The organism is Massilia forsythiae (assembly GCF_012849555.1).
Classification (GTDB): Bacteria; Pseudomonadota; Gammaproteobacteria; order Burkholderiales; family Burkholderiaceae_D; genus Telluria; species Telluria forsythiae.
On record NZ_CP051685.1, the window covers coordinates 3202230 to 3228179 of the forward strand.

Genomic DNA, 25950 nt, shown 5'->3' on the forward strand with positions numbered 1-25950 from the left:
GGGCGTGGCGGCCGTTCAGTCGGCCACCACCACACGGTTCTTGCCGCTCTGCTTGGCCTGGTACATGGCGCGGTCGGCGCGCGCCAGCAGGCTGGGCTGCTCCTCGTCCTGGCGCCGCAGGGCGACGCCGCAGGAAAAGGTGATCAGCATCTTTTCGTTGTCGTGCATGAAGAAGTGGCGCGTCAGTTCGCGCTGCACCCGCACCATCGCCGCCGCGGCCGACTCGACCCCGGTTTCCGGCAGCAGGATCAGGAATTCCTCGCCGCCGAAGCGGGCGATCACATCCATCGAGCGCAGGGTTTCCTTGACCACCTTCACCAGGTGGCGCAGCGCGTTGTCGCCAGCCAGGTGGCCGTAGGTGTCGTTGAGCTTCTTGAAATTGTCCAGGTCGAGCAGGGCCACGCACAGCGGCGTGCCGCGGCGGTCGGCGCGCGCGCTCTCGCGCTCGAACACGTCGTCCAGGCCGCGCCGGTTGAGGCTGCCCGTCAGCTGGTCTTCGCGCACCAGTTCGCTCATTTGCTGCAACTGCGCTTCCAGGTCGCGGATACGGCGTTCGGCGTCCTGCACTTCCTGGTGCGCGGCCAGCATGCGGTCGCGCGAGGCCAGCGCCTCGGCCTGCACCACGCGCGTCTCGCTCAGCACGTGTTCCAGCAATTCGTTGAGTTCCTCGATGTTGGCGGCGTGGCGGATGCGCTCCGAGAAGCCGCCGATCTTTTCATGGAAGCTGCCGGTGGACGCGGCCACCGAGCCGAGCCGGTCGATGAAGGTCATCATCATGTTCTTGACCGTCAGGCGCACGTCGGCGATGCCGCTCCTCAGGTGGCCCTGCTTGTAGATCACGTCCTTCAGGCTGCGCGTGGCGTCTTCCAGCGCGCGCGGGTCGAGCGGGCCGGCGATCAGGTCCTGCACGGCGGCGATCTGGCCGCGCATCCAGCTGTCGTCGTCGAGCAGCTCGCTGACGTTTTCCAGCAGCAGTTTAAAGAGGCGCAGCAGCAATTGCTGCTGCTCGGCGGTGTCGCCGCTCTTGAGCTCGATCTGGTAGCACAGCTCCTTCAGGCGCGTGCCGATCTCGTGCAGCGACGACTCGTCGTGGGCCTGCTTGACCGCCGCGCCCAGCGATTCGGCTTCGCCCGACAGCGCCGGCGAGCCGGCCAGCAGGGACGCCACCGCGAAGGTCAGCGTGCGGCTGAGCAGGTCGCGCAGCAGCTTCGAGCTCGCATCCTCGACGCCGAGCGCCATGGCCGGGTGCGTATGGCGGCGCAGGTGCTTTTCCGCCAGTTGCGACAGCGTGCGCGCATAGCCGTCCCAGTCGCGCTGCTTGACGGCGCGGTGCAGGCGCGTGCCGAACTCGGCCAGTTCGCCGGGCGTGTCGGCCAGGCGTCCGGCAAAGCCCGACAGCACGTGCTCGGCACCCGGGTCGGGCTGGGCCGGGGGCGGCGTTTGCTGCGGCAGTGGCGGCGCCGCCGTTACGCCGGCGATTTCATTGTAGATGTCGCGGTAGGCGTCGGGCGTGGGCGCGATGCGCCGCGTGGCGAGGCGGCGGAAAGCTTCGCGCGCGATCTCGACCGGGTGCTGGGTGGCGCTGCTCTGAGGATTATTTGTATTGGACATTTTGTTGCAGCATGGAATTTTTCTTGTGCCATGGTAGTTCCTGCTGCCAACATTTGATCCAAGGAAAAGCCGGTTAAAAGCGGTTCATTCTTGACGATGTGGAGGAACTTTGCTGCTTGTGGCGCCAGCCTATTGAAAAGTGCATGCCGATAGCCGTCGTTCCCTCGAGGGCGTCCTACGGTCCAAGATCGTATTGCTGGCCTAAAAACCGTCGTCCCCGCGCAGGCGGGGACCCATGCCGAGCGTCAGGACACGTCGGCATGGAAGCACCTCGATGGTTTCAAGGAATCGACTCTGGACGTTCAGTATGGGTCCCCGCCTGCGCGGGGACGACGGGTTGTGCGGGGACGACGGGTTGGTTGCCTGGCCAAGAGGCTGAGCGATGACCGGCACAGCCTTGCCTTCAGTCGATCAGATGGTTCCGGATCGCATAATGCGTCAATTCGGCGCTGGTCTTGAGCTTCATCTTGGCCAACAGACGCGAGCGGTATTCGCTGATGGTCTTGACCGACAGCGACAGCTCTTTCGCGATCTCGCTCACCGTCTTGCCGGAAGCGATCATGGTCAGGGTCTGGTATTCGCGGTCGGACAGGGTGTCGTGCACCGGCAGTTCGTGGTCGGCGCCGACCTGCGCGGCCAGCACCTGCGCCAGCTGCGCGCTGACGTAGCGCTGGCCGGCGGCGACCTGGCGGATCGCGTTGACCAGCTCGCGCGGCGCGCTCTGCTTGGTGAGGTAGCCGGCGGCGCCGGCCTTGAGCGAGCGGATCGCGTACTGGTCCTCGCGGTGCATCGACAGCATCAGCACGGCCAGCTCGGGTTTTTCGGACTTGATCTGTTTCAGCACCTCGATGCCGTTGCGGTCGGGCAGGGAGATGTCCAGCAGCAGCACGTTGCAGCGCGACTTGCGGAACAGCTTGACGGCGTCCAGGCCGGTCTCGGCTTCGCCGGTGACGGCGATGTCGCGCTGCTCGGCGAGGATCTGTTTCAAGCCTTCGCGCACGATGGCGTGGTCGTCGGCGATGAAGACGCGGATGCTGGCTTTTTCACTCATGCTTGCTGGGTTCGGGGTTGCTCTTGGCCGGGTCGGACAGCCTGATCTTGACGGCCACCATCGTGCCGCCGCCGGGCGCCGCCGACAGGTCGAGGGTGCCGCCCAGCGCAAGCGCGCGTTCGCTCATGCCGCGCAGGCCGAACGAGTGCGGCTTCAGGCGGTCTTCGGGCGTGATGCCGCGGCCATTATCGCAGATGCTCAGCGTCAGGTGCTGGCGCTGGCGCCGCAGCGTCACCGTCACGCGGGTGGCGTGGGCATGCTTGGCGATATTGGTCAGCGTTTCCTGGAAAATACGGAACAGGGCGCTGGCACGGTCCTGGTCGAGCGCGATCTCCTTTTCCGTGCTGCGCAGCACGCAGGCGATGCCGAGCTGCTTCTCGAATTCGCGCGCCTGCCATTCGAGCGCGGCGACGATACCCAGGTCGAGCGTGCTGGGACGCAGGTCGAGCGAGATGCGATGGATCGCCTCGATGGTGCGGTCGACCAGGGAATCGAGATAGTCGGCCTTTTCCGCGAGCCCCGGATCCGGCGGCAGGCGCGCTGCCAGCATCGCCAGCGCCATCTTGATGGCGGTCATGTTGCCGCCCAGGTCATCATGGATCTCGCGCGCGATGCGGGTGCGTTCCTGCTCCTTCACCTGCTCGATGTGCGCGGTCAGCTCGGCCAGCCGCGCGCGCGAATGGCGCGTCTCTTCCTGCGCCTGCTTGCTGGCGGTGATGTTGGTCATGATCCCGTCCCACTGCATGTCGCCGTCCAGGCGCTGGGGCGTGGCGCGCAGGCCGATCCACTTGACGTCGTTCCAGGCGGCGATCCAGATCCGGCCTTCCCAGTTCCAGCCTTCGTAGCGGGCGCGCGAGGCCTGCATCGTGTCCAGGTAGCTCTTGCGGTCGTCCGGGAGGATCAGTGCCAGGAAGCGTTCCGGCGCGCGGTGCAGCTCGGCGCACGACAGGCCGAGCAGGGCGGTGCAGCCTTCGCTCAGCTGGGTGAAGGCGACGTTGCCGTCGGCGTGCTGGACGAACTGGTAGACCAGGCCCGGCGTGTGGTTGACCACCGCCGCGAAGCGCGCCTGGTACTGCCCCAGTTCCACGCCGGCCGCCAGTTCGCGCGACAGGTCGTCGCCCACCGCCAGCAGCAGCGCGCGGCCGTCGCGCTGCGCGCGCAGGAAGCACAATTTTATGGCGTAGCTGCTGCCGTCGGCGCGCCGCAGGCGCGTGCGCAGGTTGACGTGGGCGCCGGCTTCTTCTCCCAGCTGGGCGGGCAGCGCCGCCAGCGCCGCCGCGTCGGCCGGCGGCATCAGGTCGTGCGGGGTCATGCCGGCCAGCTGCGCCATGTCGTAGCCGAGGTTGCGGCACGCCGCCGCGTTGGCGTCGACGAAGCGCAGCGTGGCCGGATCGATCAGATAGATTTCGCTGTCGGGCGCGCGTCCGAAGGGCGCAGCGGGGACGGCGGCTGCGGCGGCGCCGGATGCGCCGCCGGGCAGGACTGCGGCATGCGCCCGGCCGGCAGCGAGTGGGAAAGGAGACGTGCTCATGGCAGGATTCACAGGTTATGGGGGGACGCCGCCCGCCATCCTCAACGGCGCCACGAGCGCCACTGGAAGATGAGACGGCGCAGCACGCGCGAGGTATGGCTGGCATGACGGTGGCCGAACCGCGGCGCCGGGCGCTGCTTGCCATGCCAGCGCCGCCGCAGCCGCGACTTCATGCTGCGCAGCGCCCGGCCGGCGCGCCGGTAAGTGTGGCTGGCGCGCAGGCGCCCGATGTAATGGTCCTTCTGCGCCATGAACCAGCCGTGGCAGTACGCGAACCAGCGCACCGCCAGCAGGGTCGGCAGGGTCAGCGCGTACAGCCGCGCCACCACGGCGGCGCCGCCGATCTTGGCGGCGACGATGGCGGCGATGCCGGACACCGCGTGGCCCTTGGCGATGGCCACCAGCGCCAGCAGCTTGACCGGCAACAGCAGCAATCCCGGCAGCAGGAAAGCGCACAGCGCCGCATACGGCGGCAAAGTGCGCACGCGCGATTCGAGCACCGCCAGCAGCGGCCAGCGCGCCAGCCGCGCGGCCAGGCGCGCGCCGACGCGCCAGCACCACTCTTCGAGCAGCAGCAGCAGCGCGGTGGCGTACACCAGCGGCGTGAACAGGCGGCTTCGTTGGACGGCTCTTGTCATGGGTGCATGATACGGGATGGTGCGGATCTGCCGCGTTCGTCGAGACGGATGGCTACTGCTGCCAGATGCGACCGGCTAAACGGAATTGCAAGTCCGTCATGCCGGCCTGGTGCGTCCTATTCTGGCAGGACGCTCTTCGCAGTGGCGCGCGTATCGCTTGCAAAAGGGTCTACAATCGGTGTCATGAACAAGGCATTTGTAAAAGAGTCCGACAACGAGGACGATGACGACGCCCTGGCGCTGGCGCAGGCGATCCCGCCCGGCGCCAAGAACTACATCACGCCCGCCGGCCACCAGGCCATCAAGGACGAACTGCTGCAGCTGATCGACGTCGACCGGCCGGAAGTCGTGCGCGTGGTGCACTGGGCCGCCTCCAACGGCGATCGCTCGGAGAACGGCGACTACATCTACGGCAAGCGCCGCCTGCGCGAGATCGACCGGCGCATCCGCTTCCTCACCAAGCGCCTGGATTCCGCCTTCGTGGTGGATCCCTCGGTCCACTACGGCAACGACCAGGTGTTCTTCGGCGCCACCGTCACCTACGTCAACAAGGCCGGCGAGGAGCATGTCGTGCGCATCGTCGGCATCGACGAGCTGGACCCGCTGCAGGGCAAGATCAGCTGGGTGTCGCCGGTGGCGCGCGCATTGACCAAGGCGCGCGAGGGCGAGGTGGTGACGCTGCAGACGCCGCTCGGCCCGGACGACCTGGACATCCTCGCCGTCGAGTACCCGGAGCCGATCGCCGACTGAACCCACTCCGGATGGCGGCGCGCGCGCAGGCGGACGCGCCCGGTGCGATGCGGCTGGCGCTGGTAAGATGGGATTTTTCCCTGTATTCCGTCTTCCATGAATCGTTCCAACGAGACGCCCATCGCCCAGGCCCCTGACCCGGTCGCGGCCTTGCGCGCGGCCACCGACGGCCGCCACCAGCAGCTCGACAGCGGCCTGCCGATCGGCGCGCCCGACGCGTCCCTGCGCGACTATGCGCTGCACCTGCGCATGTTGCGCGCCTGGCTGCTGCCGCTGCAGGCGTGGCTGGCCGATGCCGGCGGTGAAGGGGATGATGGCGACGCCGCCGTCCAGGATGCCGGCCTGGCCGGACACCTGGCGCTGATCGACACCGACCTGGGCGAGCCCGGCATGCCGGGCACGCCCGAATTCGACCCGCACGCCGTCGCCGTTTCGTGGCCGGCACAGGCGAGTGCGGCCTACCGCTGGGGCGTGCGCTACGTGATCGAAGGATCGCAACTGGGCGGCGTGGTGCTGTATAAACGCCTGGCGCAGCGGCTGGCACCGCATCCGCTGCGCTACCTGAAGGGCGGCGACGCCGGTCCCGGCCCGCGCTGGCGCGAATTCATGGGGGCGCTGCGCCGGCACGTGGGCACGCCGGAGCAGGTCGCCGAAGCGTGTGCCGGGGCGTGCGCGGCGTTCGATGCGATCCTGGCGTTGCGGATGCACGAACATCGGTAGGGTGGACGTGGCCGGCGAGGCGGCTTCGCCGTCTACCCTACGTCATCGAATGGTCGGTATCGACCGGCGGGGCGAGGAACGCCATCGTCGCCGGCCGTCGTTCAGCTGCGTTCGCGCTCGACCCGGTTGACGCCGGCCACCCGGCGCAGGTTGCGGATCAGGTGCGCCAGGTGTACCCGGTCCTTCACCTGGATGGTGAAGCGCAGCTGGGTCATCATGTGCTCGTCGTCCTCGTCCATGCCGACATACGTGATGTTGGCGTCGGACTCGCCGATCTCGGCCGCCACGCGCGCCAGGATGCCCTTCTCGTTGTTGATCAAGAGGCGGATACGGCAATCGAAGCGGCGGTTCAGTTCGCCGCCCCACTGCACCGCGATCCAGCGGTCCGGTTCCTTGGCCTGCAGGCGCTTGGCCTGCGCACAGTCGGACGTGTGTACCACCAGGCCCTGGTCGCGCCGCAGCTGGCCGAGGATCTGGTCGCCCGGGATCGGCAGGCAGCACGGCGCCAGCTGCACGGAAGTGCCTTCGCTGCCGTAGATGGTGACCGGATCGAGTTCGCCGCCGCTGCTCGGCTGGGCCGGCACGCTGTCGACGTCGCCGCCCTGCAGGCCGAAGATGTGGCGCGCCACCAGCGCCGGCATGCGCTTGCCGATGCCGATGTCGGCGTACAGCTCGTCCATCGACTTGGCCGAGGATTCGGCCAGCAGGCGTTCGATCGCGCCGGGCGCCAGTTCGGCCTTGATGCCGAGCTGGCCGAGCGCCTGGCCCAGCAGGTCCTGGCCCAGTTCCACCGACTCGTTCAGGTTAATGGTGCGCAGGAAGTGGCGGATCGCCGAGCGCGCCTTGCCGGTACGGACGAAACTCAGCCAGGTCGGACTCGGCCGCGAATCCGGATCGGTCTCGATCTCGACGATGTCGCCGTTGTGCAGCTCGGTGCGCAGCGACGCCGCTTCGTTGTTGATCTTGACCGACACCGTGTGGTCGCCGATGCCGGTGTGGATGCTGTAGGCGAAGTCGAGCGGCGTGGCGCCGCGCGGCAGCGCGATGATCTTCGACTTCGGCGTGAACACGTACACCGAATCCGGGAACAAATCGACCTTGACGTGTTCCAGGAACTCGGCCGAGTCGCCGGTCTGCTGCTGGATGTCGAGCAGCGACTGCAGCCAGGCATGGGTGCGCTGCTGCAGGTCCGACATGTTCTGGTCGCCGGTCTTGTACAGCCAGTGCGCCGCCACGCCGCTTTCCGCGGTGCGGTGCATGTCCTGGGTGCGGATCTGGAATTCGACCGGGGTGCCGTAGGGGCCGATCAGGGTGGTGTGCAGCGACTGGTAGCCGTTGATCTTGCGGATTGCGATGTAGTCCTTGAACTTGCCCGGCATCGGCTTGTACAGCGAATGCAGGGTGCCGAGCGCCACGTAACAGTTGGGCACGGTGTCCACCACCACGCGGAAGCCGTACACGTCCAGCACCTGCGAGAACGACAGGTGTTTATTCCGCATCTTTTTATAGATGCCGAACAGGGTCTTTTCGCGCCCGTACACCTCGGCCTGGATGCCGGCGCCGCCCAGCGTGTTCTTGACCGCGTCCAGGATCTTCCTGACCACCTCGCGCCGGTTGCCGCGCGCCGCCTTGATCGCCTTGGACAGCGTCTTGTAGCGCAGCGGGTACAAATGCGAGAACGACAGGTCCTGCAGCTCGCGGTAGATGTCGTTCAGGCCGAGCCGGTGCGCGATCGGCACGTAGACTTCCATGGTCTCGCCGGCGATGCGGCGCTTCTTCGCCGGCGCCATCACGCCCAGCGTGCGCATGTTGTGCAGGCGGTCGGCCAGCTTGATCAGGATGACGCGCACGTCGGACGCCATCGCCAGCAGCATCTTGCGGAAGTTTTCCGCCTGCGCCTCGACCACGCTCTGGAATTCGATCTTTTCCAGCTTGGACAGGCCGTCCACCAGGTTGGCCACCTGCGGGCCGAAGCGCTCCAGCAATTCTTCCTTCTTGACGTCCTGGTCCTCGATCACGTCGTGCAGCAGGGCGGCCATGATCGCCTGCGCATCGAGCTTCCAGTCGGCGCAGATCTCGGCCACCGCGATCGGGTGCGAGATGTAGGGCTCGCCCGACTTGCGCACCTGGCCCAGGTGCATCTCGTCCGAGAAGCGGTAGGCTTCCTTGACCCGCTTGAGTTCGACGGGCGTGAGGTAGTCGGCCAGCTTGTTGGCCAGGTGCGTGATCGAGGCGACGCCGGGCGCAGGCGTCTCGGCTTCCTGCGGCTTGCCGGCGGTGCGGCCGGGCCGGGGCGCCTTGTTGGTGGTACTCAAGGGGAGGGAATCCGGTGGGGACAAGTTCATACGTAAAGAAAATCAGCCGCTGTTTGAAGCAGGATAACAGAATAACGGGCTGGCCCAATTCCGTTGGGTCGGGATGTGCGTGGGGAGGGTCAATCGACTGGAAAAATCGTCATCCAGGCGGAACGGCGGCAGGGCGCTTGCGACCATGATCGAAGGATGCACAAAACCGTCGTCCCCGCGAAGCCGGGGACCCATGCCGAGCTTCCGAAATCGGTCTGTCCGATTGCACGAGGTGCTTTCGAGATCGCGAATTCTGTTGCTTGGTATGGGTCCCCGCCTGCGCGGGGACGACGGATCGTAATCAGTTGGGGTCAGAGCACAAGCGTGAAAACCGTGCTCTGACCCACAATGATTTACATAGGCACCTTCTTCAGCATCTCCAGGCCGACCTTGCCCGCGGCGATCTCGCGCAGGGCGACGACGGTCGGCTTGTCCTTGGCTTCGACTTTCGGGGTGTGGCCTTGCAGCAACTGACGGGCGCGGTAAGTGGCGGCCAGGGTCAGCTGGAAACGGTTGGGGACGTTCTTCAGGCAATCTTCGATGGTGATGCGGGCCATGTGCTACTCCTAGTTTGGTCAATATGGAAACGAACGGCCGCCGCAACGGGAAACGGGCAGGGCCCGCCCGGATGCGGCGGGCGCCGGGCGCCGGGTCCGGAAAGCCGGCGGATCGGATTCGGCGGATCAGGTTTGCGGCAGTGCGTGGATTCCCAGCTGGGCAAAGAGCGAGGTGTTGCGGGCCGCTTGCTGGGCGAAGCGCGAACGTGTCGCCTTGACGATCGACTGCAACTCGGACAACGCGACGTTGAACTCTTCATTGATGATAACATACTCGAAGTCCGGCGCGTGAGCGATCTCGCCGCCGGCGGCGAGCAAGCGGCGCGTGATGATGTGCGGCTCGTCGGTGCCGCGCTTGTGCAGGCGCTCTTCCAGCGCCGCGATCGACGGCGGCAGGATGAAGATGCCGGACGCGTGCGGAAACTGCTTCTTGACCTGGCGCGCGCCCTGCCAGTCGATCTCCAGCAGGATGTCGGTGCCGTTCTTCATTTCCTGTTCGACCGTCAGGCGGCTGGTGCCGTAGAAATTGCCGTGCACCTCGGCCCATTCCAGGAACTCGCCGCGGTCGGCGCGCGCCGTGAAGTCCTCGGCGGTGGTGAAGTGGTAATGCACGCCGTCCTGCTCGCCCGGGCGCGGCTGGCGCGTGGTGGTCGAGATCGACAACTTGATGCCCGGTTCCTGCGCCAGCAGCGCGTTGACCAGCGTCGATTTGCCGGCGCCGGACGGGGCGGCGACAATGAACAGGCTGCCGGAGAAAGCGGTGGTGAGCATGAGGATTCCTTTTATTACGTGTTGAATGAAAACGTAGGGTGGACGGCATAGCCAGCTAGGCGCCCCCGTCCACCCTACGGCGGCGCGGTCGGGTTTCACCGGCCGCACGAAACGGTATGCCGCTTATTCCAGGTTCTGCACCTGCTCGCGCATCTGCTCGATCAGCAGCTTGAGCTCCATCGACGCATCCGCCAGTTCCTTGACCGACGCCTTGGCGCCCAGCGTGTTCGCTTCGCGGTTGAGTTCCTGCATCATGAAGTCGAGGCGCTTGCCGACTTGCCCGCCCTTCTTGAGGATGTGGCGGGTCTCGTTCAGGTGCGCGGACAGGCGCGACAGTTCTTCCGAGACGTCGATGCGGATGCCGTACAGGGTGACTTCCTGGCGGATGCGCTCGAACACTTCCTGGCGCGTCAGCACGCTCGGGTTGCCGTGGCCGGCCAGGCCGAGCGCGTCCTGCATGCGTTCGACCGCCTTTTGCTGGAATTGCGAGATCACCTGCGGGATCAGGGGCGTGATGCGCTTGACGATCGCTTCCATCGATTCGATGCGCGACTGCAGCATCGCTTCCAGCGCCGCGCCCTCGCGCCGGCGACTGTCGACGAAGGCGGCGATGGTTTTCACGGTGAGGGCGGCGACGTCGGCCTGCAGCGACTCCTGGCCGATCTGCGCTTCCTCGATCACGCCCGGCCAGCGCAGCAGCTCGGCCACCGTCATGGTCGGCGCGGACACGAAGTGGCGCGTGACTTCGTTCTGCAGGCGCGCCAGGTCGGCCAGCATGTCGTTGTTCAGGACCTGCGAGCCGGTGCTCGCCTTGCGGCCGAAGGACAGCCGGACTTCGACCTTGCCGCGCGTGATGGCGGCCATGATCGCCGCACGCAGGTCGGGCTCCAGCGCGCGCAACTCGTCGTTGATGCGGAACTGCAGGTCGAGGAAGCGTGAATTGACGCTCTTGATCTCGATCGTCAACGTGCCGGCAGCGCCCTCGCTGGTGGCTACCGCATACCCTGTCATGCTAGAAATGCTCAATGGAGTCCCCGGTTGCATGGAACCACGACGCCCCGCCATGCATCGCTTGCCGCCCCATCGGTACGCACCTTGCAGCAGCGGCGCTCCCGGAACGGCACCGCGTCGCCCGCGAGGGTTGTCGAGGTTCCCTTTATTCTTTACAAAGCGATGATTTATCCACACAATCGCCGTGTTTAGCAAGGACTACTCGCTCATGGCTGCACAAAATAACGCTCCCTTGCCGGATGGGCTGGAAATTGGCGGATATCGCATTGTAAAGAAAATTGCGTCCGGCGGGTTCAGTATTGTTTATCTGGCATATGACGGCGACGGCAACGCGGTAGCGATCAAGGAATACCTGCCCAGCGCGCTGGCGCTGCGCCAGCCGGGCGAACTGGCGCCGGCGGTGTCGCGCGCCAACCTGCCGGTCTTCCGCATCGGACTGAAGTGCTTCTTCGAGGAGGGGCGGGCGCTGGCGCGCATCGTGCATCCGAACGTGGTGCGCGTGCTGAATTTCTTCCGCGCCAACGACACCGTCTACATGGTAATGGCCTACGAATCCGGCCACGCGCTGCAGGAAGTGGTGGCGCGCCAGCTGGCGCGGGGACGCCGTCCCGGCGAAGCCTTCGTGCGCCGCGTGTTCGACGGCGTCTGTGCCGGCCTGCGCGAAGTCCACGCCAACAAGCTGCTGCACCTGGACCTGAAGCCGGCCAACATCTACCTGCGCGCCGACGGCACGCCGATCCTGCTCGACTTCGGCGCCGCGCGCCAGACCATCAACACCGACGTGCCTTCGCTGGCGCCGATGTACACGCCCGGCTTCGCGGCGCCGGAACTGTATGCGCGCGGCGTCGCGCTCGGGCCGTGGACCGACATCTACAGCATCGGCGCCGCGCTGTACGCCTGCATGGCCGGCGCGCCGCCGCAGCCGGCCGACGCGCGCCGCGACGCCGACGCCATGCCGCCGTTGTTCGCAAAACTGGACGGCGCCTTTTCGCCGGCGCTGGTGGCGATGGTGACGGCCTGCCTGGCGCTCGATCCGCTGGCGCGCCCGCAGAGCGTGTTCGCGGTGCAGAAGGTGCTGCAGCAGGCGCCGGCCGGATCGCTGCCCGCCGCTGCTGCCGCTGCTGCCGATGCCGCTGCTGCCGATGCCCAGGCGGCGCCCGCATCCGGCTGGCGCGGCCTGCTCGGACGCCTCGGCGGCCTAGGTAGAGCCGGCCGCGGCGACGCCTGATCCTTCCCGATCGTCATTCCGCCAACGGAGACTCCATGCAATTTTCCGCCTACCAGCAAAGCCATATCGGCGGCCGCAAGGTCAACCAGGACCGCATGGGCTACAGCTACACGCGCGAGGCGCTGCTGCTGGTGCTGGCCGACGGCATGGGCGGCCACCAGCGCGGCGAGATCGCCGCCGCCATCGCCCTGCAGAGCCTGGCCGCGCTGTTCCGCGCCCAGGCCACGCCCTACGTCAGGAAACCCGAGCGCTTCCTGGAAGAAGGCTTGCTGCAGGCGCACCAGGATATCCTGCGCTACGCGCGCGAGCGCGCGCTGCCGGAAACGCCGCGCACCACCGTCGTCGCCTGCCTGGTGCAGCACAACTGCGCGGTGTGGGCGCATTGCGGCGACTCGCGCCTGTACTGGCTGCGGCGTGGCCAGGTGCTGGCGCGCACGCGCGACCATTCGCACATCGAGCACCTGATCGCCAAGGGCCTGGCCGACCCGGCCGAACGCAATTCGCACCCGGACCGCAACAAGCTGTACAACTGCCTCGGCTCGTCCAGCCTGCCGCGCGTCGAGCTGTCGCGCCAGGCGCACCTGGAGGCCGGCGACGTGCTGCTGCTGTGCTCCGACGGCCTGTGGGGCGTATTGCCCGACACCGAGATCGTGCACCGCCTGGCCACCCACACCATCGTGCAGGCGGTGCCGGACATGATCGCCATGGCCACCTCGATCGCCGGGCCGCGCGCCGACAACTGCACCGCGCTGGCGATCCAGTGGCAGGGCGCGCACGACGCCGCCCGCGTCGGCGACGACGGCGTCGTCTCCACCCAGATGCTGCCGGAGGGCGCGGTCGGCACCGGGATGGCGGCGGACGGCGCCGCGCCGGCCGAGGGCGACCCGTTCGACGAGGACGACATCGAAAAGGCGATCGCCGAGATCCGCGACGCGATCGAAAAGTCGTCGCAAATCCTGAAGTAGCACATCACATACATTCACGAGGAACCCCATGAGCACCACCACCCGCCCCAGCGGCCGCGCCATCGACCAGCTGCGCGCCATCCGCATCACCCGCCAGTACACCAAGCACGCCGAAGGCTCGGTGCTGATCGAATGCGGCGACACCAAGGTGATCTGCACCGCCAGCATCGAGGACAAGGTGCCCGGCTTCCTGAAGGGCAAGGGGCAGGGCTGGCTGACCGCGGAATACGGCATGCTGCCGCGCTCGACCCACACGCGCATGGACCGCGAGGCGGCGCGCGGCAAGCAGTCCGGCCGCACCCAGGAAATCCAGCGCCTGATCGGCCGTTCGCTGCGTGCCGCGTTCGACCTGCACGCCTTCGGCGAGCGTACCCTGCACCTCGACTGCGACGTGATCCAGGCCGACGGCGGCACCCGCACCGCCTCGATCACCGGCGCCATGGTGGCCGCCTACGACGCCTTTTCGCGCCTGGCGGCGGCCGGCCTGGTGGCGGCGGTGCCGGTGCGCCACTTCGTGGCGGCGATCTCGGTGGGCGTGGTCGGCGGCGTGCCGGTGCTGGACCTGGACTACGTCGAGGATTCCGGCTGCGACACCGACATGAACGTGGTCATGACCGAGTCCGGCCACTTCATCGAGGTCCAGGGTACGGCCGAGGGCGCGGCCTTCGATCGCGCCGGCATGAACCGTTTGCTGGACCTGGCCGAGAGCGGCATCCTGGAACTGGTCGGCATGCAGAAGCGCGCGCTCGGGCTGCTGCTGTAACGTCGCCCGTCGTCCCCGCGCAGGCGGGGACCCATACCGAGCAACCGGAATCGAGATGCCGGCATTGCCGCTTCGGTACATTCTGCATGGGTCCCCGCCTGCGCGGGGACGACGCAACCGTAGCGCCATCCTTGATCAGGACAGCAACTCGGCCAGCCACGCCGGATGGATCCGCCACCCGAAAAACGCCACCGTCCCGTACAACACCCCGACCACGATCGGCACCAGCGCCGCGCGGAACAGCCACTGCTGGCGCGTCAGCGTGGTCACGGCCAGCATCGACAGCGCCAGCGCCAGCACCGCGTCGCTCAGGTCGAACTGGTCGTCGCGGCGGTTGAGCGCCTCGTAGGTGGCCGCGTCCTGCATGGCCTGCCTGCGCGGCGCCTCCTTCTTGGCGGCCTGGTCGGCTTCCAATCGCTCCAGCTCGGCGATGGCGGCCTGGTAGCCGGCCTGCTCGGCCGGCGGGCGCGCCGCCGCGGCCAGGCGCAGCTGCAGCAGCGCCACGTGGGCCTGCTCCTGGCGCAGGTTGCGCGCCTGGTAGAAGGCCCACTGGTCGACCTTGTCCGACTGGGCCTGCTGCATGGTCTGCACGATGTTGTGGTCCTTGACCTTGCACACGCCCATGAACGAGGCCAGCAGGGCCACGGTGAGGGCGACCTTGCGGTCGAGGCGTTCGGTGCGGGCCTCGCGGGCCTGGTCGATGAGTTCCTGTGCTTCCATGATTCCTTGGGTCGAAAAATGCCGGGCGCGTCCATGATAGCGCCGGCGCCGCGGCAGCATACGCGCGGCGCGCGCGGCATGCGGGCCACATTACGGAACCGTAATATTTACGCGGTCCGCGCTGGCCTATACTGCATCGCAGCGCAGCCGGCCGACCCACCCGGCTGCCGCCTGTCTCCCGCATCCACGCCACGCTCGCCACCGACACCATGCACGATCTCGCCGACATCGCCGATTGGCTGCACACCAGCGCCATCCACCACGAATCCACGGTGCACGACACCCTGCCGGACCCGGTGTTCCGGGTCAACGGCGCACCCGCCGTCTCGTTCAGCACCAACAACTACCTGGCGCTGGCCAACCACCCGCGCCTGGTGGACGCCGCCAAGGCCGGCCTGGAACGCTACGGCGTCGGCAACTGCGAGTCGCGCCTGCTGGGCGGCGACCTGCCGGTGTACCGCGAGCTGGAGCGCCGCCTGGGCGCCCTCAAGCACAAGAGCGACGCGGTGCTGTTCGTGACCGGCTACATGACCAACATCGGCGTGCTGTCCACGCTGGTCAAGGCCGGCATGCTGGCGCGCCTGCACGGCTTCCGTCCGAAAAAGCGCCGCCGCTACGCTTACTTCACCGACGAATACAACCACATCAGCATCCGCGAAGGCATCCTGATGTCGGGCGCCGACCGCCACGTCTACCGCCATGCCGACATGGACCACCTGGAGTCGCTGCTCAAGGCGGCCGACGGCATCAGCCCGATCATCGTCAGCGACGGCGTGTTCAGCATGGAAGGCACGATCGCGCCGCTGCCCGCGCTGACCGCGCTGGCGGAACGCTACGGCGCCATCCTGTACATCGACGACGCCCACGCCACCGGCATCCTGGGACAAAACGGCGGCGGCACCTCGGAACATTTTAATTGCTACAGCCCGGCCATCATGCAGATGGGGACGCTGAGCAAGGCGCTCGGTGCGATCGGCGGCTTCGTCGCCCTGGAGCGCGACATGGCCGACGTGCTGCGCCTGACCAGCTCGGCCTACGGCTTCACCTGCCCACCGCCGCCGGACCAGGCCAACGCGCTGCTGGCCGCGCTCGACCTGCTGGAGGAAGAGCCGGAACGGCGGGCGCGCCTGTGGGACAACCAGCGCTACTTCGTCGAGCGCATGGCGCCGCTGGGTTACCACATGGTGTCGACCAGCACCCCGATCGTGCCGGTGCTGATCGGCGACGCGGCGCGCTGCCAGCACTTCGCGCGCGCGCTGCGGGACGAAGGCGTGCACGTCGACGCCATCCAGTTCCCGGCGGTGCCGGTGGGGCAGGCGCGCCTGCGCTTCATGCTCAACGCGGCGCATACGCGCGCGCAGATCGACCACGTGGTCGGCGTGATGGCGCGCCTGGCGTCCGCGCTCTGAGGCTGCGGCGGCGCACGTCCGCGCTGCGGGTCGCGGTTTTTCCATTCCCGTTCCGCCCGCGTGCCGCCACGCGGGTTTTTTTTGCGCGGCGCTGCCACATGCAGAACCCGCTCTTCCTGTAAATACAAAAAAAGAGACACTCTTCCACCAAACGAGAACCGATCGCTCTACCATTGCCTGTATTTACATGGTTTAATTCACGAGCGACGCATCGGTACGAATGTCTTTCGGCTGCACGCCAGGGCATGCGAGGGTTGGTTCTATTTTTGTAAATATCATCGAATGAAAATGAAGCGAGAAGAAGCGCCGAAAGTGACCGCGGCCAGCGGCGTCGTCCAATATGCCGGCATCGCCAGGGCGAGGGAATTCCTGAAATTGAAAGCGAGGTCGGTCGCCTATCGCGAGCCGACCAGGAAATGGATGGGTTTTCTCAATTCACACGAGTTTTATGCGAGGCTCGTCGCGCATAATCCTTATCTGCTCCGGAAAATCTATCGAAGCTACCTGACCAACAAGCTCGATTGCGCCCAGCGGGTTTCCCAATTGATCGGGCACTACAGCTTTGCGAGGTCGATCGGCTGGAACCCGGTCATCCTGAAGGCAGCCGCATCGCCCATGCTGCTGGCCGAATTCGCCGGTAAATCGGCCGCGCGCTACCGCTTGACGCTCGAATGCGGCATGAAGATGGACCGTGAAGGCGATCTCGCGCTGCGCCTGTTCCGGGAAGATGCGCTGATTTGTTCCTGCTCTTTCTCGTTCCTGAAGCTCGATCGATGGTGCATCGCCATCGGCGGCCTGCAGGGGCCGCGCCATGATGGACTGGCATTGATGCGCGAGGCGGGCAGGGATTTCTTCGGCCTGCATCCGAAGCGGCTCATGTTGAAGCTGATGAGGAACCTGGGGCATGAACTCGGGGCCGGCAAGGTCTATTTGGTCGGCAACGACAATCACGCGCTGGCCAGTTTCAGGAAAGATGGCAAGCTGCTCGCCGACTACGACGGCTTCTGGGAAAGTTGCGGCGCGCTGCTGCGCGCCGATGGCAACTTCGAACTGGACTGCGTGCCGCTGCAGCCGCCGGTATTGGCGGATTTCGTCGCCAAGAAACGCTCTGCGATCAGCAAGCAATATGAATTGTTGTGCGAAGTGTCCGGGCAAGCGGATCAGGCGCTGAAGAGGGAGGTTGCCGCCCAGGAGTCGATCCCGACCATCCAGGCGATCCGCCGGCACAGCGACGGGTTGTTCTTCAATTTGACGGACAACCTGGGAAGTTTGTAAGACCGGTTCCTGCACCGTCGCTCGCGGACCGGGCGACAGCGGCCGGCAGGAGCGCGAGCCTCTGCCGGACCGGAACGGGCAGGCTCAATGGACCGCGTCCGCGTTCACATTCTCAATGGCGCAGGCCGCGGCCGTCCCGCGCGCGCCACGGCCCGCGAACCACGGCCATGCCAGCGGCAGCAGCAACAAGGTAAACACCGTCGCCGACACGATCCCGCCCACGATCACCACCGCGAACGGGCGCTGCGTCTCGGACCCGACCCCGTGCGACAGCGCCGCGGGCAGCAGCCCGAGGCCGGCCATCAACGCCGTCATCAGGATCGGCCGCAGGCGCGCTACCGCGCCCTCCAAGGCGCTGTCCCAAGCCGGGCGGCCGGCGCGCCCCAGCTCGACGATCTGCTCGACCAGGATGACGCCGTTCTGCACCGAGATGCCGGCCACGGCGATCAGGCCGACCGCCGCCGAGATCGAGAAGTGCAGGCCGGCCAGCGCCAGGCCGGCCACCGCGCCGACCAGCGTGAACGGCACGATCGCCAGTACCAGCAATGCGCGCGCCATCGAGCGGAAGGCGCCGAACAGCAGGGCGAAGATCAAGAAGGCGGTCAGCGGCACGATCACGCGCAGGCGCTCGACGGCGCGCTGCTGGTTCTCGAACTGGCCGCCCCAGGCGATCGTGTAGCCGGGCGGCAGCGCTACCTCCTGCGCCACCTTTTGCCGGGCCTCGGCCACGAAGCTGCCCTGGTCGCGGCCCAGCAGGTTGGCCTTGACCGAGGCGTTGCGCTGGCCGCTCTCGCGCGCGATGCGGGCCGCGCCCTGGCGCGTCTCGATGCGCGCCACGTCGGCCAGACGCACGCTGCCGGCGCCGCTTGCGCTACCCCCGGGCAGGCTGACCTGCAGCGCGCCGATGGCGTCGAGCGAGCTGCGCTGCTTGTCGGCCAGGCGCAGTGTCAGGTCGAAGCGGCGGTCGCCCTCGTAGAACTGGCCGACCGCGATGCCGCCCAGCGCCGCCTGGATGGCGGCGTTGACGTCGGCCACGTTCAGGCCCAGGCGCGCCACCCGCTCGCGGTCGATGCGGATGTCCAGCTCGCTCTGGCCGGCGATGCGGATCGCCTCGACGTCGGCGGCGCCGGGGATCGCGCGCAGGATATTCGCCACCTGCCCGGCCTTGCGCTCCAGCACCGCCAGATCGGGGCCGTAGAGCTTGACCGCGATCTCCCCCTTCACACCGGACAGCGCTTCCTCGACGTTGTCCTCGATGACCTGGGAAAAATTGGTCGGCACGCCGGGCAGCGCGTGGATGCGGCGCCCGATGTCGGCCACCAGCGCTTCCTTGTCCGGGTAGCGCCAGGTGGCGCGCGGGTGCAGGTCGGCCAGGATCTCCATGTTGTTCGGGCCCTTGGGATCGGTGCCGTCGTCCGGGCGGCCGACGTGCGACACGATGTTGCCGACTTCCGGGTAGCCCTGCAGGATGGCGCGCACGCGCGCTTCGATGGCGCGCGTGTTGTCCAGCGAGCTGGAGGTCGGCAGCTCGATCGTCAGCCACAGGTTGCCTTCGTCCAGCTTGGGCAGGAATTCGCTGCCCAGCAGCGGCGCGCAGGCCAGCGCGGCGGCCAGCAGCGCCGCCGACACCCCGAACACCAGGCCGCGGCGGGCGCCGGCGCGCAGCAGCAGGCGGCGGTAGCCGTCCTGCAGGCGCGGCAGCCAGGCGTTGGGCCGCTCGCGCAGCGGACGCGCGCGCTGCGCCCAGGCCAGCAGCGCCGGCATCAGCGTCAGGGTCAGCAGCAGCGCGCCCAGCATGGCGAAGCTGAGCGTGAACGCCACCGGCGCGAAGATCTTGCCCTCCACGCGCTGGAAGGTGTAGATCGGGATGAAGGCGACGATGATGATGGCCTTGGCGAACAGGATCGGCTGGCCGAGCGCGAGCACGGTCTGCTTGATGGTGGCCTCGGCCGGCTGCGGCCGCGCGTCGAGCGAGGCCGCGTGCAGGCGCACCAGCAGCGCCTCGACCAGCACCACCGCGCTGTCGATGATGATGCCGAAATCCACCGCGCCGAGCGAGATCAGGTTGGCCGGGATGCCGCGCGCGTCCAGCACGATGAAGGCGCACAGCAGCGACAGCGGGATCACGGCCGCGACGATCAGCGCGGCGCGCCAGTTGCCCAGGAAGATGACCAGGATGGCGATCACCAGCAGCGCGCCCACCGTCAGGTTCTCGGCCACGGTGCGCACGGTGTGGCCGATCAGGTCGCTGCGGTCGTAGATGGTGCGGATGCGCACGCCGGGCGGCAGCTTGGCGCCCATGCCGTCGAGCGCTTGCCGCACCTGCGCCACCACCTTGGCGGCGTTGGCGCCCTTGCTCATCTGGACGATGCCCTCGACCACGCTGTTCTCGCGGTTGAAGGCGACCACGCCCGAGCGCGGGCTGTTGCCGATGGCGACCCGGCCGACGTCCGCCACCAGCACGGTGCGGCCGTTGCTGGCGCTGACCACGGCGCGCCCGATGTCGTCGATGCCGTCGAAGATGCCGATGCCGCGCACCACCAGCGCCTCGTCGCCGCGCTGCACCAGGCCGCCGCCGGTGTTGGCGCTGGCGTTGGCCAGCGCCTGGCGCACCTGGTCGAGCGTGACGCCGTAGCGGTTCAGGGCCAGCGGGTCGACCTGCACCTGGTATTGCTTGACGGTGCCGCCGAAGCTGACCACGTCGGCCACGCCGGGCAGCGCGCGCAGGGCCGGGCGCAAGACCCAGTCCTGCAGCGCGCGCACCTCGTTCTCGTCCATGCCCGGCGTTGCCACGCCGGACGCATCCAGCACGTAGCGGTAGACCTCGCCCACGGCGGTGGTGAGCGGCGCCAGCGACGGCTGCACGCCGGGCGGCAGGGTCACGTTCTGCAGGCGTTCCGTCACCTGCTGGCGCGCGAAGTAATCGTCGGTGCCGTCGGCGAACGTCAGCGTCACCACCGACAGGCCGCCGATGCTCACCGAGCGCAGCTGGGTCTGGCGCGGCACGCCGCCCAGCTCGCGCTCGATCGGCAGCGTGGCCACGCGCTCGACTTCCTCGGCGGCCTGGCCGGGCAGCTGCGTCACCACCTGCACCTGCACGTCCTGCACGTCGGGGAAGGCTTCGATCGGCAAGTCGTCCAGCGCATGCCAGCCGAGCGCCGCCAGGCAGCCGGTCAGGAACAGCACCAGCACGCGCTGGGCCAGCACGAGGTCGAGCAGCCTAGCCAGCATGGTTGGCTCCCTCGGCGTTCAGCAGCAGCGCGCCTTCGACCACCACCCGCTCGCGCGGGCGCAGGCCGGCGTCGACGAACGACACCCGGGCGCCGCCCATGGCCACGTGCACGCGCCGCTTCTCGAAGCTGCCGGGCGCGACTTCGACGTAGGCCCATGTCTGGGCGCCTTCGGTGAACAGGGCGGTGTTGGGCAGCGCCAGCGCGGCGCCGCGGTCGGCGCTTGAAATGAAGGCGATGCGCGCGAACATGTCGGGTTTCAGGCGGCCGTCCGGGTTGTCCAGCGCGCAGCGCACCTGCACGCGGCGCGTGACCGGATCGACCGCGACGCCGATGCGTTCGATGGCGCCGCGTACCGGCTCGCCCGGCCAGGCCTCGGTCTCGACGCTGACCGCCTGGCCGCGCTGGAGGCGGGCGGCCAGGCGCTCGGGCACGTCGGCGATCGCCCACACGTGGCGCAGGTCGCTGATCACCAGCAGCGGATTCGACTGGTCGGGGCGCACTTCCTGGCCCGGGTTGACCTGCTTGTCGGCCACGATGCCGGCCAGCGGCGCGCGCAGCACGAAGCGGCCGTCGACCTTGCCGCCGGCGTGCAGGTTGGCGATGCGCTGGCGCGCGCGGCGTGCCTCGGCGTCGGCCTGCCGGTAGTCGGCGTCGGCGTTCTCGAAATCCTTGCGCGCCAGGACTTCGGCGTCCAGCAGCATGCGCGCGCGGCCCAGCGCCAGGCGCTTGCGCTCCTCGTCGGCGGCGGCCTTGCGCTCGTCGGCCTGGGCCGCGGCCAGGTCGGGCGAATCGAGTTCGACCACGGGGGCGCCGGCGCGTACGCTGTCGCCGACCTCGACGTGCTGGGCGACCACGCGCCCCGGCACCGGCGAGCTGACGCGGCTGGTGCGCGCTTCGTCGTAGGCGATGCGCCCGGCCACCGGGTCGGCCAGCGGCAGCGCGCCGGCGCCGACCGCTTCGATCTTCAAAAAGGACAGCTGCGGGTCGTTCGGCGCGAAGCGCAGCAGGCCGGCGCCCGGCCCGGCGGCGGGCGCCTTGGCCGCTGAGGTGGCGGGGACGGTGGCGGGGACGGTGGCGGCGCTGGCGACGCGCTCGGGCAGCAGGGCGTAGCAGGCCACGCCGGCCGTGGCCAGCGCCAGGCCGCATGCGGCGGTGTAGGTCAGGATGTTCATGGGTTCGGCTCCCGGTTGTTCGGCCTGGGTTGCAGGCTCAGTCGTTCGTTTCGGTATGCAGGGCGGCGTCCAGCGCCGCCAGCGACCTGGCGTAGTCGGCGCGCGCGGCCAGCGCGTCCAGCTGGGCCGCGCGCCAGGCGCGGCGCACGTCCAGCACGTCCATCACGCCGAGCGCGCCGTGGGCGAAGGCGAACTCGGCGCCATCGGCCGCCTTGTGCGCGGCCGGCAGCAAGTCCCGGTCGTAGCGCGCCACGCGGCGCGCGCCGGCATCGGCCTGGGCACGGGCGCGCGCCACGTCGGCTTGCGCCGCCTGGCGCGTCTTGGCCAGGTTCTCGCCGGCGGCGTCGAGGGCGGCTTCGGCGCTGCGGATTTCTCCCTGCATCCCGTAGCGCACGAACAGCGGCACCTGCACGGCGATGCCGATGCTGTTGCCGCTGCCCTGCGGATTGGCGCTGCTGGCCGGGTAATGCTCGAACTGCACGCCGACGGTGACGTCGCGCGTGCGCCCGGCCAGCGCCAGGTCGCGCGCGGAGCGCGCCGCCTGCAGGCGCGCGCGCGCGGCGGCGATATCGGCGCGGCGCTCGATGGCGGCGCTGTCCCGGCGTTCATCCGTGGCCGATGCGGTGGCTGTGGACACGGCGCCGCTGCCCCCATCCGCGCCGGCGATGCCGGCCGTGCCGCCGCCGGAACCGTCGCCGGAGACGGCGGCGCTGGAAGACAAAGCGGAAGCCGGCGCGGACGCGGGCGCCGGCCACGCATCGGCCGCGCTCAGGTCGGCGTCCGCGCCGAGTCCGAGCAGCTGGGCCAGCGCGCGCCTGGCCTGGTCGAGGTCGGCGGCGGCATCGTCGGCGTCGTTGCGCGCGCGCAGGGCGTCGATGCGCAGGCGGGCGGTGTCGCTGCCGGCCAGGTCGCCGGCGCGCTGGCGCTGCTCGGCGGCGCGCAGCGCGCGTTCGGCCAGCGCGGCGCTGTCGAGGTTCAGGGCGCTGCGTTCCTGCGCCGCCAGCAGGTCGTAGTAGGCCTGGGCGACGTCGCGCCGCAGCTGGCGGCGGGTATCGGCCAGGTCGGCGCGCGCCGCCAGCGCCAGTTGGCCGGCGGCGGCCGTGCGCAAGCTGCGCTTGGCGCCGCGTTCGACCAGCTGGTCGACCCGCAGCGCGCTGTCGACGGTCTTGGCGTGCAGCGGTCCGGCACCGACGCCGGCGGCCGGGTTGATGTTCATGCTCTGCACGGTCAGCACCGGATTCGGCGCGGCGGCGGCGCTGGCGACGGCGGCGGCCGCGCTGTCGACGCCGATGGCGGCCAGCTTCAGGTCGTGGTTATGCTGTTCGGCCATGGCTTGCGCCTCGGCCAGGCGCAGCGGGCGCGCCGCGGCCGGGCCGGCGATGGCGGCGCAGGCCAGGGCCAGCGCCAGCGCGCCGGTGCGCAGGCGGCGGGAATGAGGAGCGAAATCCATGCCTTATTCCTTTCCGGCGGCCGGCGATCCGGCGGCCGGCGCCGGCAGCACGCGTTCGATGCGCGCCGCCTGGCAGGCATCGCAATCCTCGGGCCACAGCTCGACCTCGTCGCCGGCCGCCAGCGTCATCCCGGCGGGCAGCGGCGCCACCGCGCTGCGGTGCAGGCGCGCCAGGCGATAGCGCACGCGTACGTAGGTAGTGGCGGGCGGCGCGGACGGCGCGCAGGCGTGCAGCGCGGCGGCGCCGGCCTGCGCATCCAGCACGGCCAGCACGCGAGCGCGGCGCGCCCCGTGCGCCCAGTCGACCAGGCCGTTGCCGAGCGGTTCGGCGCAGCCCGCCAGCAGGCAGCACAGGCACAGGCCGCAGGCCAGGCAGGCGCCCAGGCGGCGCGTGGATCGATGCGTGAAGGGGTGATTGGCTTGGTTCATGTGGGACTCCCGGTTCGACGGCGGCGCGCGGCAGGCGCCGGTTGCAGCGGGATGATAGAGATCCGCGAGCGCGTAAACATTACGATCGGGTAATCATTACCAAGCCGTAATCCAGGCCCGGCAAGCTTACCGAACCGTAATGTCTTGAAGAAACACACTCGGCTATACTGGCCTGTCAACCCACCGGACGCCGCCATGCCGCACTGCCTCGTGATCGAAGACGACGATGAAACCCGCGCCTACCTGTGCGATGCGCTGCGCGCCGCCGGCTATGCCGTGCAGGCGGAAACCAGCGGCGAGGACGGCCTGCGCCGCCTGCAGGAAGGGCGCTGGGACGTCGTGGTGCTGGACCGCATGCTGCCCGGCCAGGTCGACGGCATCGGCGTGATCGAGCGCCTGCGCGCGCGCGGCGACGCCACGCCGGTGCTGATCTTGAGCGCGCTGAACAGCGTCGACGAGCGGGTACGCGGCCTGCGCTCCGGCAGCGACGACTATCTGACCAAGCCGTTCGTACTTTCGGAACTGCTGGCGCGCGTGGAAAACCTGAGCCGGCGCGCGGCCTGGTCGCGCGAGGTCAGCGTGCTGCAGGTGGCCGATTTGCAGCTCGACCTGCGCACCATGCGCGCCACCCGCGGCGCCACCGCGATCGCGCTGCAGCCGCGCGAGATGCGCCTGCTGGAATACCTGATGCGCCACGAAGGCCAGATCGTCACCCGCACCATGCTGCTGGAAGGCGTGTGGGAATACCACTTCGACCCGCAGACCAACGTCATCGACGTCCAGGTCAGCCGCCTGCGCGGCAAGATCGACAAGGATTTCAGCCCGGCCCTGATCCACACCGTGCGCGGCGCCGGCTACATGCTGAGCGCCCAGTCGTCGGCCGCATCGTCGCATGGCGCCGCGGCTTAGCCTGCGCGGCTCGATCGCGGCGCGCCTGGCGGTCGGCTACGGCCTGCTGATGGCGCTGTCGATGGCGGCGCTGTCGGCCATCGTCTACTTCGGCACCGTGGGCGTGTTCGAGCGCTCGATCGACAACAAGATCGCCGCGTCGCAGGCGCGCATCCGCGCCGCCTGGCGCGCCGAGGGCCGGCCGGCGGCGATGCGCGAGATCGAGACGCAGCTGCACGACCGCGACGACACCGACACCGAGATGCTCGGCCTGTTCGACGGCGCCGGGCGCCTGGTGTCCGGCAACCTGGGGCGCTGGCGCGGGGCGCTGCCGGCGCCCGGCCGCCTGGCGTCCAGCCGCATGCAGCGCGCCGGAACGCCGGCGCCGGTGTCGGTGCGCCTGCTCGCCGTGCGCCTGGACGACGCCAGCCAACTGTTGGTCGGGCGCGACCTGGAAGAGCTGGATTCGGTCCGCGCCGTGGTGCTGCGCGCGCTGCTGGCCGGGGCCGCGGTGTCGGTGCTGCTGGCCTTTTTCGGCGCCCAGCTGTTCCGCAGCATCCTGGAGGCCCGCATCGGCCACATCCGCCGCACCAGCGCGCGCATCGCCGGCGGCGAGCTGTCCAGCCGCATCGAAGTGCAGGGCCGCGACGAGTTCGCGCGCCTGGGCGAAGACATCAACCGCATGCTCGACCGCATCGAGGCGCTGATGGAGGGCGTGCGCCACGTCTCGAATTCGATCGCGCACGACCTGCGCACGCCGCTCGGCCGGGTGCGCGGGCGCCTCGAACGCGCGCTCGAGGCGAGCGGCGACCCGCACGCGCTGGCGCTCGACGCGCGCCTGGCGATCGAGGGCATCGACGGCGTGATCTCGCTGTTCGACAAGCTGCTGCAGATCGCCGCGCTGGAAGCCGGCGTGCGCACCGGCTCGTTCGAGCAGCTCGACCTGGCCGCGCTGGCCGCCGACATGGCCGAGCTGTACGAAGCCGCCGCCGACGAGCAGGGCGTGGCGCTGCATTGCCTGGCCGCCGGCCCGGTGCCGGTGCGCGGCGACCGCCACCTGCTGGCCAGCGCGCTGGCCGGGTTGATCGACAACGCGATCAAGTACGCGCGCGCCGGCGGCCGGGTCGACATCCGCGCCGAAACGGGGGAAGCGGGCGTATCGCTGGCCGTGCGCGATTACGGTCCCGGCGTGCCTGCGGCCGAGATGGACAAGCTGGGACGGCGCTTCTACCGCGTCGACCAGAGCCGCCACCTGCCGGGCAACGGGCTCGGGCTGGCGATCGTCGGCGCCATCGCCCAACTGCACGGCGGCGCGCTGGCGCTGCGCGACGCGGCGCCGGGCTTCGAGGCGCGCATCGTGATACCGGTGCAGTAAAACGCGGCAGGCGGCATGCGGCATACTGCAGGCGGCGCTAGAATAACGCCTTTCCCCA

The 25950-nt window shown here is 68.9% G+C and carries 22 protein-coding genes; 9 read left to right on the plus strand and 13 right to left on the minus strand.

The window, feature by feature from the left end; genetic code table 11:
• Nucleotides 1-15: 15 nt before the first annotated feature.
• From HH212_RS13740 to HH212_RS13755, 4 genes are all read right to left on the minus strand, one after another.
• Nucleotides 16-1611 carry a GGDEF domain-containing protein gene (locus HH212_RS13740; RefSeq protein ID WP_170202987.1) on the minus strand — a complete coding sequence of 532 codons (1596 nt, stop codon included), beginning with the start codon at nucleotides 1609-1611 and terminating at the stop codon, nucleotides 16-18.
• A 403-nt stretch (nucleotides 1612-2014) separates the two neighbouring features.
• Entirely contained in the window at nucleotides 2015-2662 is a 648-nt protein-coding gene (locus HH212_RS13745; RefSeq protein WP_170202988.1) for a response regulator, read from the minus strand.
• The gene (locus tag HH212_RS13750) at nucleotides 2655-4193 is read right to left on the minus strand and encodes a sensor histidine kinase (RefSeq protein WP_170202989.1); all 1539 of its coding nucleotides are present in this window, start codon (nucleotides 4191-4193) and stop codon (nucleotides 2655-2657) included. Before HH212_RS13750 ends, HH212_RS13745 begins: the two co-directional genes overlap by 8 nt.
• A gap of 41 nt (nucleotides 4194-4234) precedes the next feature.
• Nucleotides 4235-4831, minus strand: coding sequence for a hypothetical protein (locus tag HH212_RS13755; protein WP_170202990.1), 597 nt, complete (start codon nucleotides 4829-4831; stop codon nucleotides 4235-4237).
• 183 nt (nucleotides 4832-5014) lie between these two features.
• Here HH212_RS13755 and greB point away from each other — a divergent pair, with 183 nt between their 5' ends.
• Complete coding sequence (gene greB / locus HH212_RS13760) at nucleotides 5015-5581, plus strand: transcription elongation factor GreB (RefSeq protein WP_170202991.1); 567 nt, start codon at nucleotides 5015-5017, stop codon at nucleotides 5579-5581.
• A 96-nt stretch (nucleotides 5582-5677) separates the two neighbouring features.
• A complete protein-coding gene (locus HH212_RS13765; RefSeq protein ID WP_170202992.1) occupies nucleotides 5678-6301 on the plus strand; it encodes a biliverdin-producing heme oxygenase in 624 nt (207 codons plus the stop codon).
• A 101-nt stretch (nucleotides 6302-6402) separates the two neighbouring features.
• Here the strand turns inward: HH212_RS13765 and HH212_RS13770 are convergent, their stop codons facing one another.
• The 4 genes from HH212_RS13770 to HH212_RS13785 form a co-directional block, all read right to left on the minus strand.
• Nucleotides 6403-8646 carry a RelA/SpoT family protein gene (locus tag HH212_RS13770; protein ID WP_170202993.1) on the minus strand — a complete coding sequence of 748 codons (2244 nt, stop codon included), beginning with the start codon at nucleotides 8644-8646 and terminating at the stop codon, nucleotides 6403-6405.
• A 353-nt stretch (nucleotides 8647-8999) separates the two neighbouring features.
• Nucleotides 9000-9203: a DNA-directed RNA polymerase subunit omega gene (rpoZ, locus tag HH212_RS13775; protein WP_005665923.1), complete on the minus strand. Its 204-nt coding sequence runs from the start codon at nucleotides 9201-9203 to the stop codon at nucleotides 9000-9002.
• Nucleotides 9204-9329: 126 nt separating this feature from the next.
• Nucleotides 9330-9974: a guanylate kinase gene (gmk, locus tag HH212_RS13780; protein ID WP_170202994.1), complete on the minus strand. Its 645-nt coding sequence runs from the start codon at nucleotides 9972-9974 to the stop codon at nucleotides 9330-9332.
• 123 nt (nucleotides 9975-10097) lie between these two features.
• A complete protein-coding gene (locus HH212_RS13785; RefSeq protein WP_170202995.1) occupies nucleotides 10098-10985 on the minus strand; it encodes a YicC/YloC family endoribonuclease in 888 nt (295 codons plus the stop codon).
• A gap of 208 nt (nucleotides 10986-11193) precedes the next feature.
• On the opposite strand from HH212_RS13785, the gene HH212_RS13790 reads away from it, so the two are divergent.
• The 3 genes from HH212_RS13790 to rph are packed head-to-tail and all read left to right on the plus strand — an operon-like array spanning nucleotide 11194 to nucleotide 13941.
• Nucleotides 11194-12213 (plus strand): serine/threonine-protein kinase, encoded by a 1020-nt coding sequence (locus HH212_RS13790; protein ID WP_170202996.1) that lies wholly within the window; start codon nucleotides 11194-11196, stop codon nucleotides 12211-12213.
• 35 nt (nucleotides 12214-12248) lie between these two features.
• A complete protein-coding gene (locus HH212_RS13795; protein WP_170202997.1) occupies nucleotides 12249-13178 on the plus strand; it encodes a PP2C family protein-serine/threonine phosphatase in 930 nt (309 codons plus the stop codon).
• A 28-nt stretch (nucleotides 13179-13206) separates the two neighbouring features.
• Nucleotides 13207-13941 (plus strand): ribonuclease PH, encoded by a 735-nt coding sequence (gene rph / locus HH212_RS13800; protein WP_170202998.1) that lies wholly within the window; start codon nucleotides 13207-13209, stop codon nucleotides 13939-13941.
• A gap of 135 nt (nucleotides 13942-14076) precedes the next feature.
• Here the strand turns inward: rph and HH212_RS13805 are convergent, their stop codons facing one another.
• Nucleotides 14077-14661, minus strand: a complete 585-nt coding sequence (locus tag HH212_RS13805; protein ID WP_170202999.1) for a DUF4337 domain-containing protein — start codon at nucleotides 14659-14661, stop codon at nucleotides 14077-14079.
• Between the two features lie 209 nt (nucleotides 14662-14870).
• Here HH212_RS13805 and HH212_RS13810 point away from each other — a divergent pair, with 209 nt between their 5' ends.
• On the plus strand, nucleotides 14871-16070 hold the full coding sequence (locus HH212_RS13810) for an aminotransferase class I/II-fold pyridoxal phosphate-dependent enzyme (protein WP_170203000.1): 1200 nt from the start codon (nucleotides 14871-14873) through the stop codon (nucleotides 16068-16070).
• A 288-nt stretch (nucleotides 16071-16358) separates the two neighbouring features.
• A complete protein-coding gene (locus HH212_RS13815; protein ID WP_170203001.1) occupies nucleotides 16359-17345 on the plus strand; it encodes a DUF535 family protein in 987 nt (328 codons plus the stop codon).
• Nucleotides 17346-17429: 84 nt separating this feature from the next.
• Here the strand turns inward: HH212_RS13815 and HH212_RS13820 are convergent, their stop codons facing one another.
• Genes HH212_RS13820 through HH212_RS13835 form a run of 4 tightly spaced genes read right to left on the minus strand, consistent with a single transcriptional unit; the run spans nucleotide 17430 to nucleotide 23629 of the window.
• Nucleotides 17430-20576, minus strand: coding sequence for an efflux RND transporter permease subunit (locus HH212_RS13820; protein ID WP_170203002.1), 3147 nt, complete (start codon nucleotides 20574-20576; stop codon nucleotides 17430-17432).
• Nucleotides 20566-21750 (minus strand): efflux RND transporter periplasmic adaptor subunit, encoded by a 1185-nt coding sequence (locus HH212_RS13825; RefSeq protein ID WP_170203003.1) that lies wholly within the window; start codon nucleotides 21748-21750, stop codon nucleotides 20566-20568. Before HH212_RS13825 ends, HH212_RS13820 begins: the two co-directional genes overlap by 11 nt.
• Before the next feature lie 37 nt (nucleotides 21751-21787).
• On the minus strand, nucleotides 21788-23200 hold the full coding sequence (locus HH212_RS13830; RefSeq protein WP_170203004.1) for a TolC family protein: 1413 nt from the start codon (nucleotides 23198-23200) through the stop codon (nucleotides 21788-21790).
• 3 nt (nucleotides 23201-23203) lie between these two features.
• The gene (locus tag HH212_RS13835) at nucleotides 23204-23629 is read right to left on the minus strand and encodes a hypothetical protein (protein ID WP_170203005.1); all 426 of its coding nucleotides are present in this window, start codon (nucleotides 23627-23629) and stop codon (nucleotides 23204-23206) included.
• 195 nt (nucleotides 23630-23824) lie between these two features.
• Here HH212_RS13835 and HH212_RS13840 point away from each other — a divergent pair, with 195 nt between their 5' ends.
• Both HH212_RS13840 and HH212_RS13845 read left to right on the plus strand, forming a co-directional pair.
• Nucleotides 23825-24538, plus strand: coding sequence for a response regulator transcription factor (locus tag HH212_RS13840; RefSeq protein WP_170203006.1), 714 nt, complete (start codon nucleotides 23825-23827; stop codon nucleotides 24536-24538).
• Nucleotides 24522-25892 carry a sensor histidine kinase gene (locus HH212_RS13845; RefSeq protein WP_170203007.1) on the plus strand — a complete coding sequence of 457 codons (1371 nt, stop codon included), beginning with the start codon at nucleotides 24522-24524 and terminating at the stop codon, nucleotides 25890-25892. Before HH212_RS13840 ends, HH212_RS13845 begins: the two co-directional genes overlap by 17 nt.
• The last annotated feature ends 58 nt before the right edge of the window (nucleotides 25893-25950 follow it).

Bases quoted from the DNA above. Each gene is read 5' to 3' on its own strand.
- HH212_RS13740 (WP_170202987.1), bottom strand. From the start codon at position 1,611: ATGTCCAATACAAATAATCCTCAGAGCAGCGCCACCCAGCACCCGGTC.
- HH212_RS13745 (WP_170202988.1), bottom strand. From the start codon at position 2,662: ATGAGTGAAAAAGCCAGCATCCGCGTCTTCATCGCCGACGACCACGCC.
- HH212_RS13750 (WP_170202989.1), bottom strand. From the start codon at position 4,193: ATGAGCACGTCTCCTTTCCCACTCGCTGCCGGCCGGGCGCATGCCGCA.
- HH212_RS13755 (WP_170202990.1), bottom strand. From the start codon at position 4,831: ATGACAAGAGCCGTCCAACGAAGCCGCCTGTTCACGCCGCTGGTGTAC.
- greB (WP_170202991.1), top strand. From the start codon at position 5,015: ATGAACAAGGCATTTGTAAAAGAGTCCGACAACGAGGACGATGACGAC.
- HH212_RS13765 (WP_170202992.1), top strand. From the start codon at position 5,678: ATGAATCGTTCCAACGAGACGCCCATCGCCCAGGCCCCTGACCCGGTC.
- HH212_RS13770 (WP_170202993.1), bottom strand. From the start codon at position 8,646: ATGAACTTGTCCCCACCGGATTCCCTCCCCTTGAGTACCACCAACAAG.
- rpoZ (WP_005665923.1), bottom strand. From the start codon at position 9,203: ATGGCCCGCATCACCATCGAAGATTGCCTGAAGAACGTCCCCAACCGT.
- gmk (WP_170202994.1), bottom strand. From the start codon at position 9,974: ATGCTCACCACCGCTTTCTCCGGCAGCCTGTTCATTGTCGCCGCCCCG.
- HH212_RS13785 (WP_170202995.1), bottom strand. From the start codon at position 10,985: ATGACAGGGTATGCGGTAGCCACCAGCGAGGGCGCTGCCGGCACGTTG.
- HH212_RS13790 (WP_170202996.1), top strand. From the start codon at position 11,194: ATGGCTGCACAAAATAACGCTCCCTTGCCGGATGGGCTGGAAATTGGC.
- HH212_RS13795 (WP_170202997.1), top strand. From the start codon at position 12,249: ATGCAATTTTCCGCCTACCAGCAAAGCCATATCGGCGGCCGCAAGGTC.
- rph (WP_170202998.1), top strand. From the start codon at position 13,207: ATGAGCACCACCACCCGCCCCAGCGGCCGCGCCATCGACCAGCTGCGC.
- HH212_RS13805 (WP_170202999.1), bottom strand. From the start codon at position 14,661: ATGGAAGCACAGGAACTCATCGACCAGGCCCGCGAGGCCCGCACCGAA.
- HH212_RS13810 (WP_170203000.1), top strand. From the start codon at position 14,871: ATGCACGATCTCGCCGACATCGCCGATTGGCTGCACACCAGCGCCATC.
- HH212_RS13815 (WP_170203001.1), top strand. From the start codon at position 16,359: ATGAAGCGAGAAGAAGCGCCGAAAGTGACCGCGGCCAGCGGCGTCGTC.
- HH212_RS13820 (WP_170203002.1), bottom strand. From the start codon at position 20,576: ATGCTGGCTAGGCTGCTCGACCTCGTGCTGGCCCAGCGCGTGCTGGTG.
- HH212_RS13825 (WP_170203003.1), bottom strand. From the start codon at position 21,750: ATGAACATCCTGACCTACACCGCCGCATGCGGCCTGGCGCTGGCCACG.
- HH212_RS13830 (WP_170203004.1), bottom strand. From the start codon at position 23,200: ATGGATTTCGCTCCTCATTCCCGCCGCCTGCGCACCGGCGCGCTGGCG.
- HH212_RS13835 (WP_170203005.1), bottom strand. From the start codon at position 23,629: ATGAACCAAGCCAATCACCCCTTCACGCATCGATCCACGCGCCGCCTG.
- HH212_RS13840 (WP_170203006.1), top strand. From the start codon at position 23,825: ATGCCGCACTGCCTCGTGATCGAAGACGACGATGAAACCCGCGCCTAC.
- HH212_RS13845 (WP_170203007.1), top strand. From the start codon at position 24,522: ATGGCGCCGCGGCTTAGCCTGCGCGGCTCGATCGCGGCGCGCCTGGCG.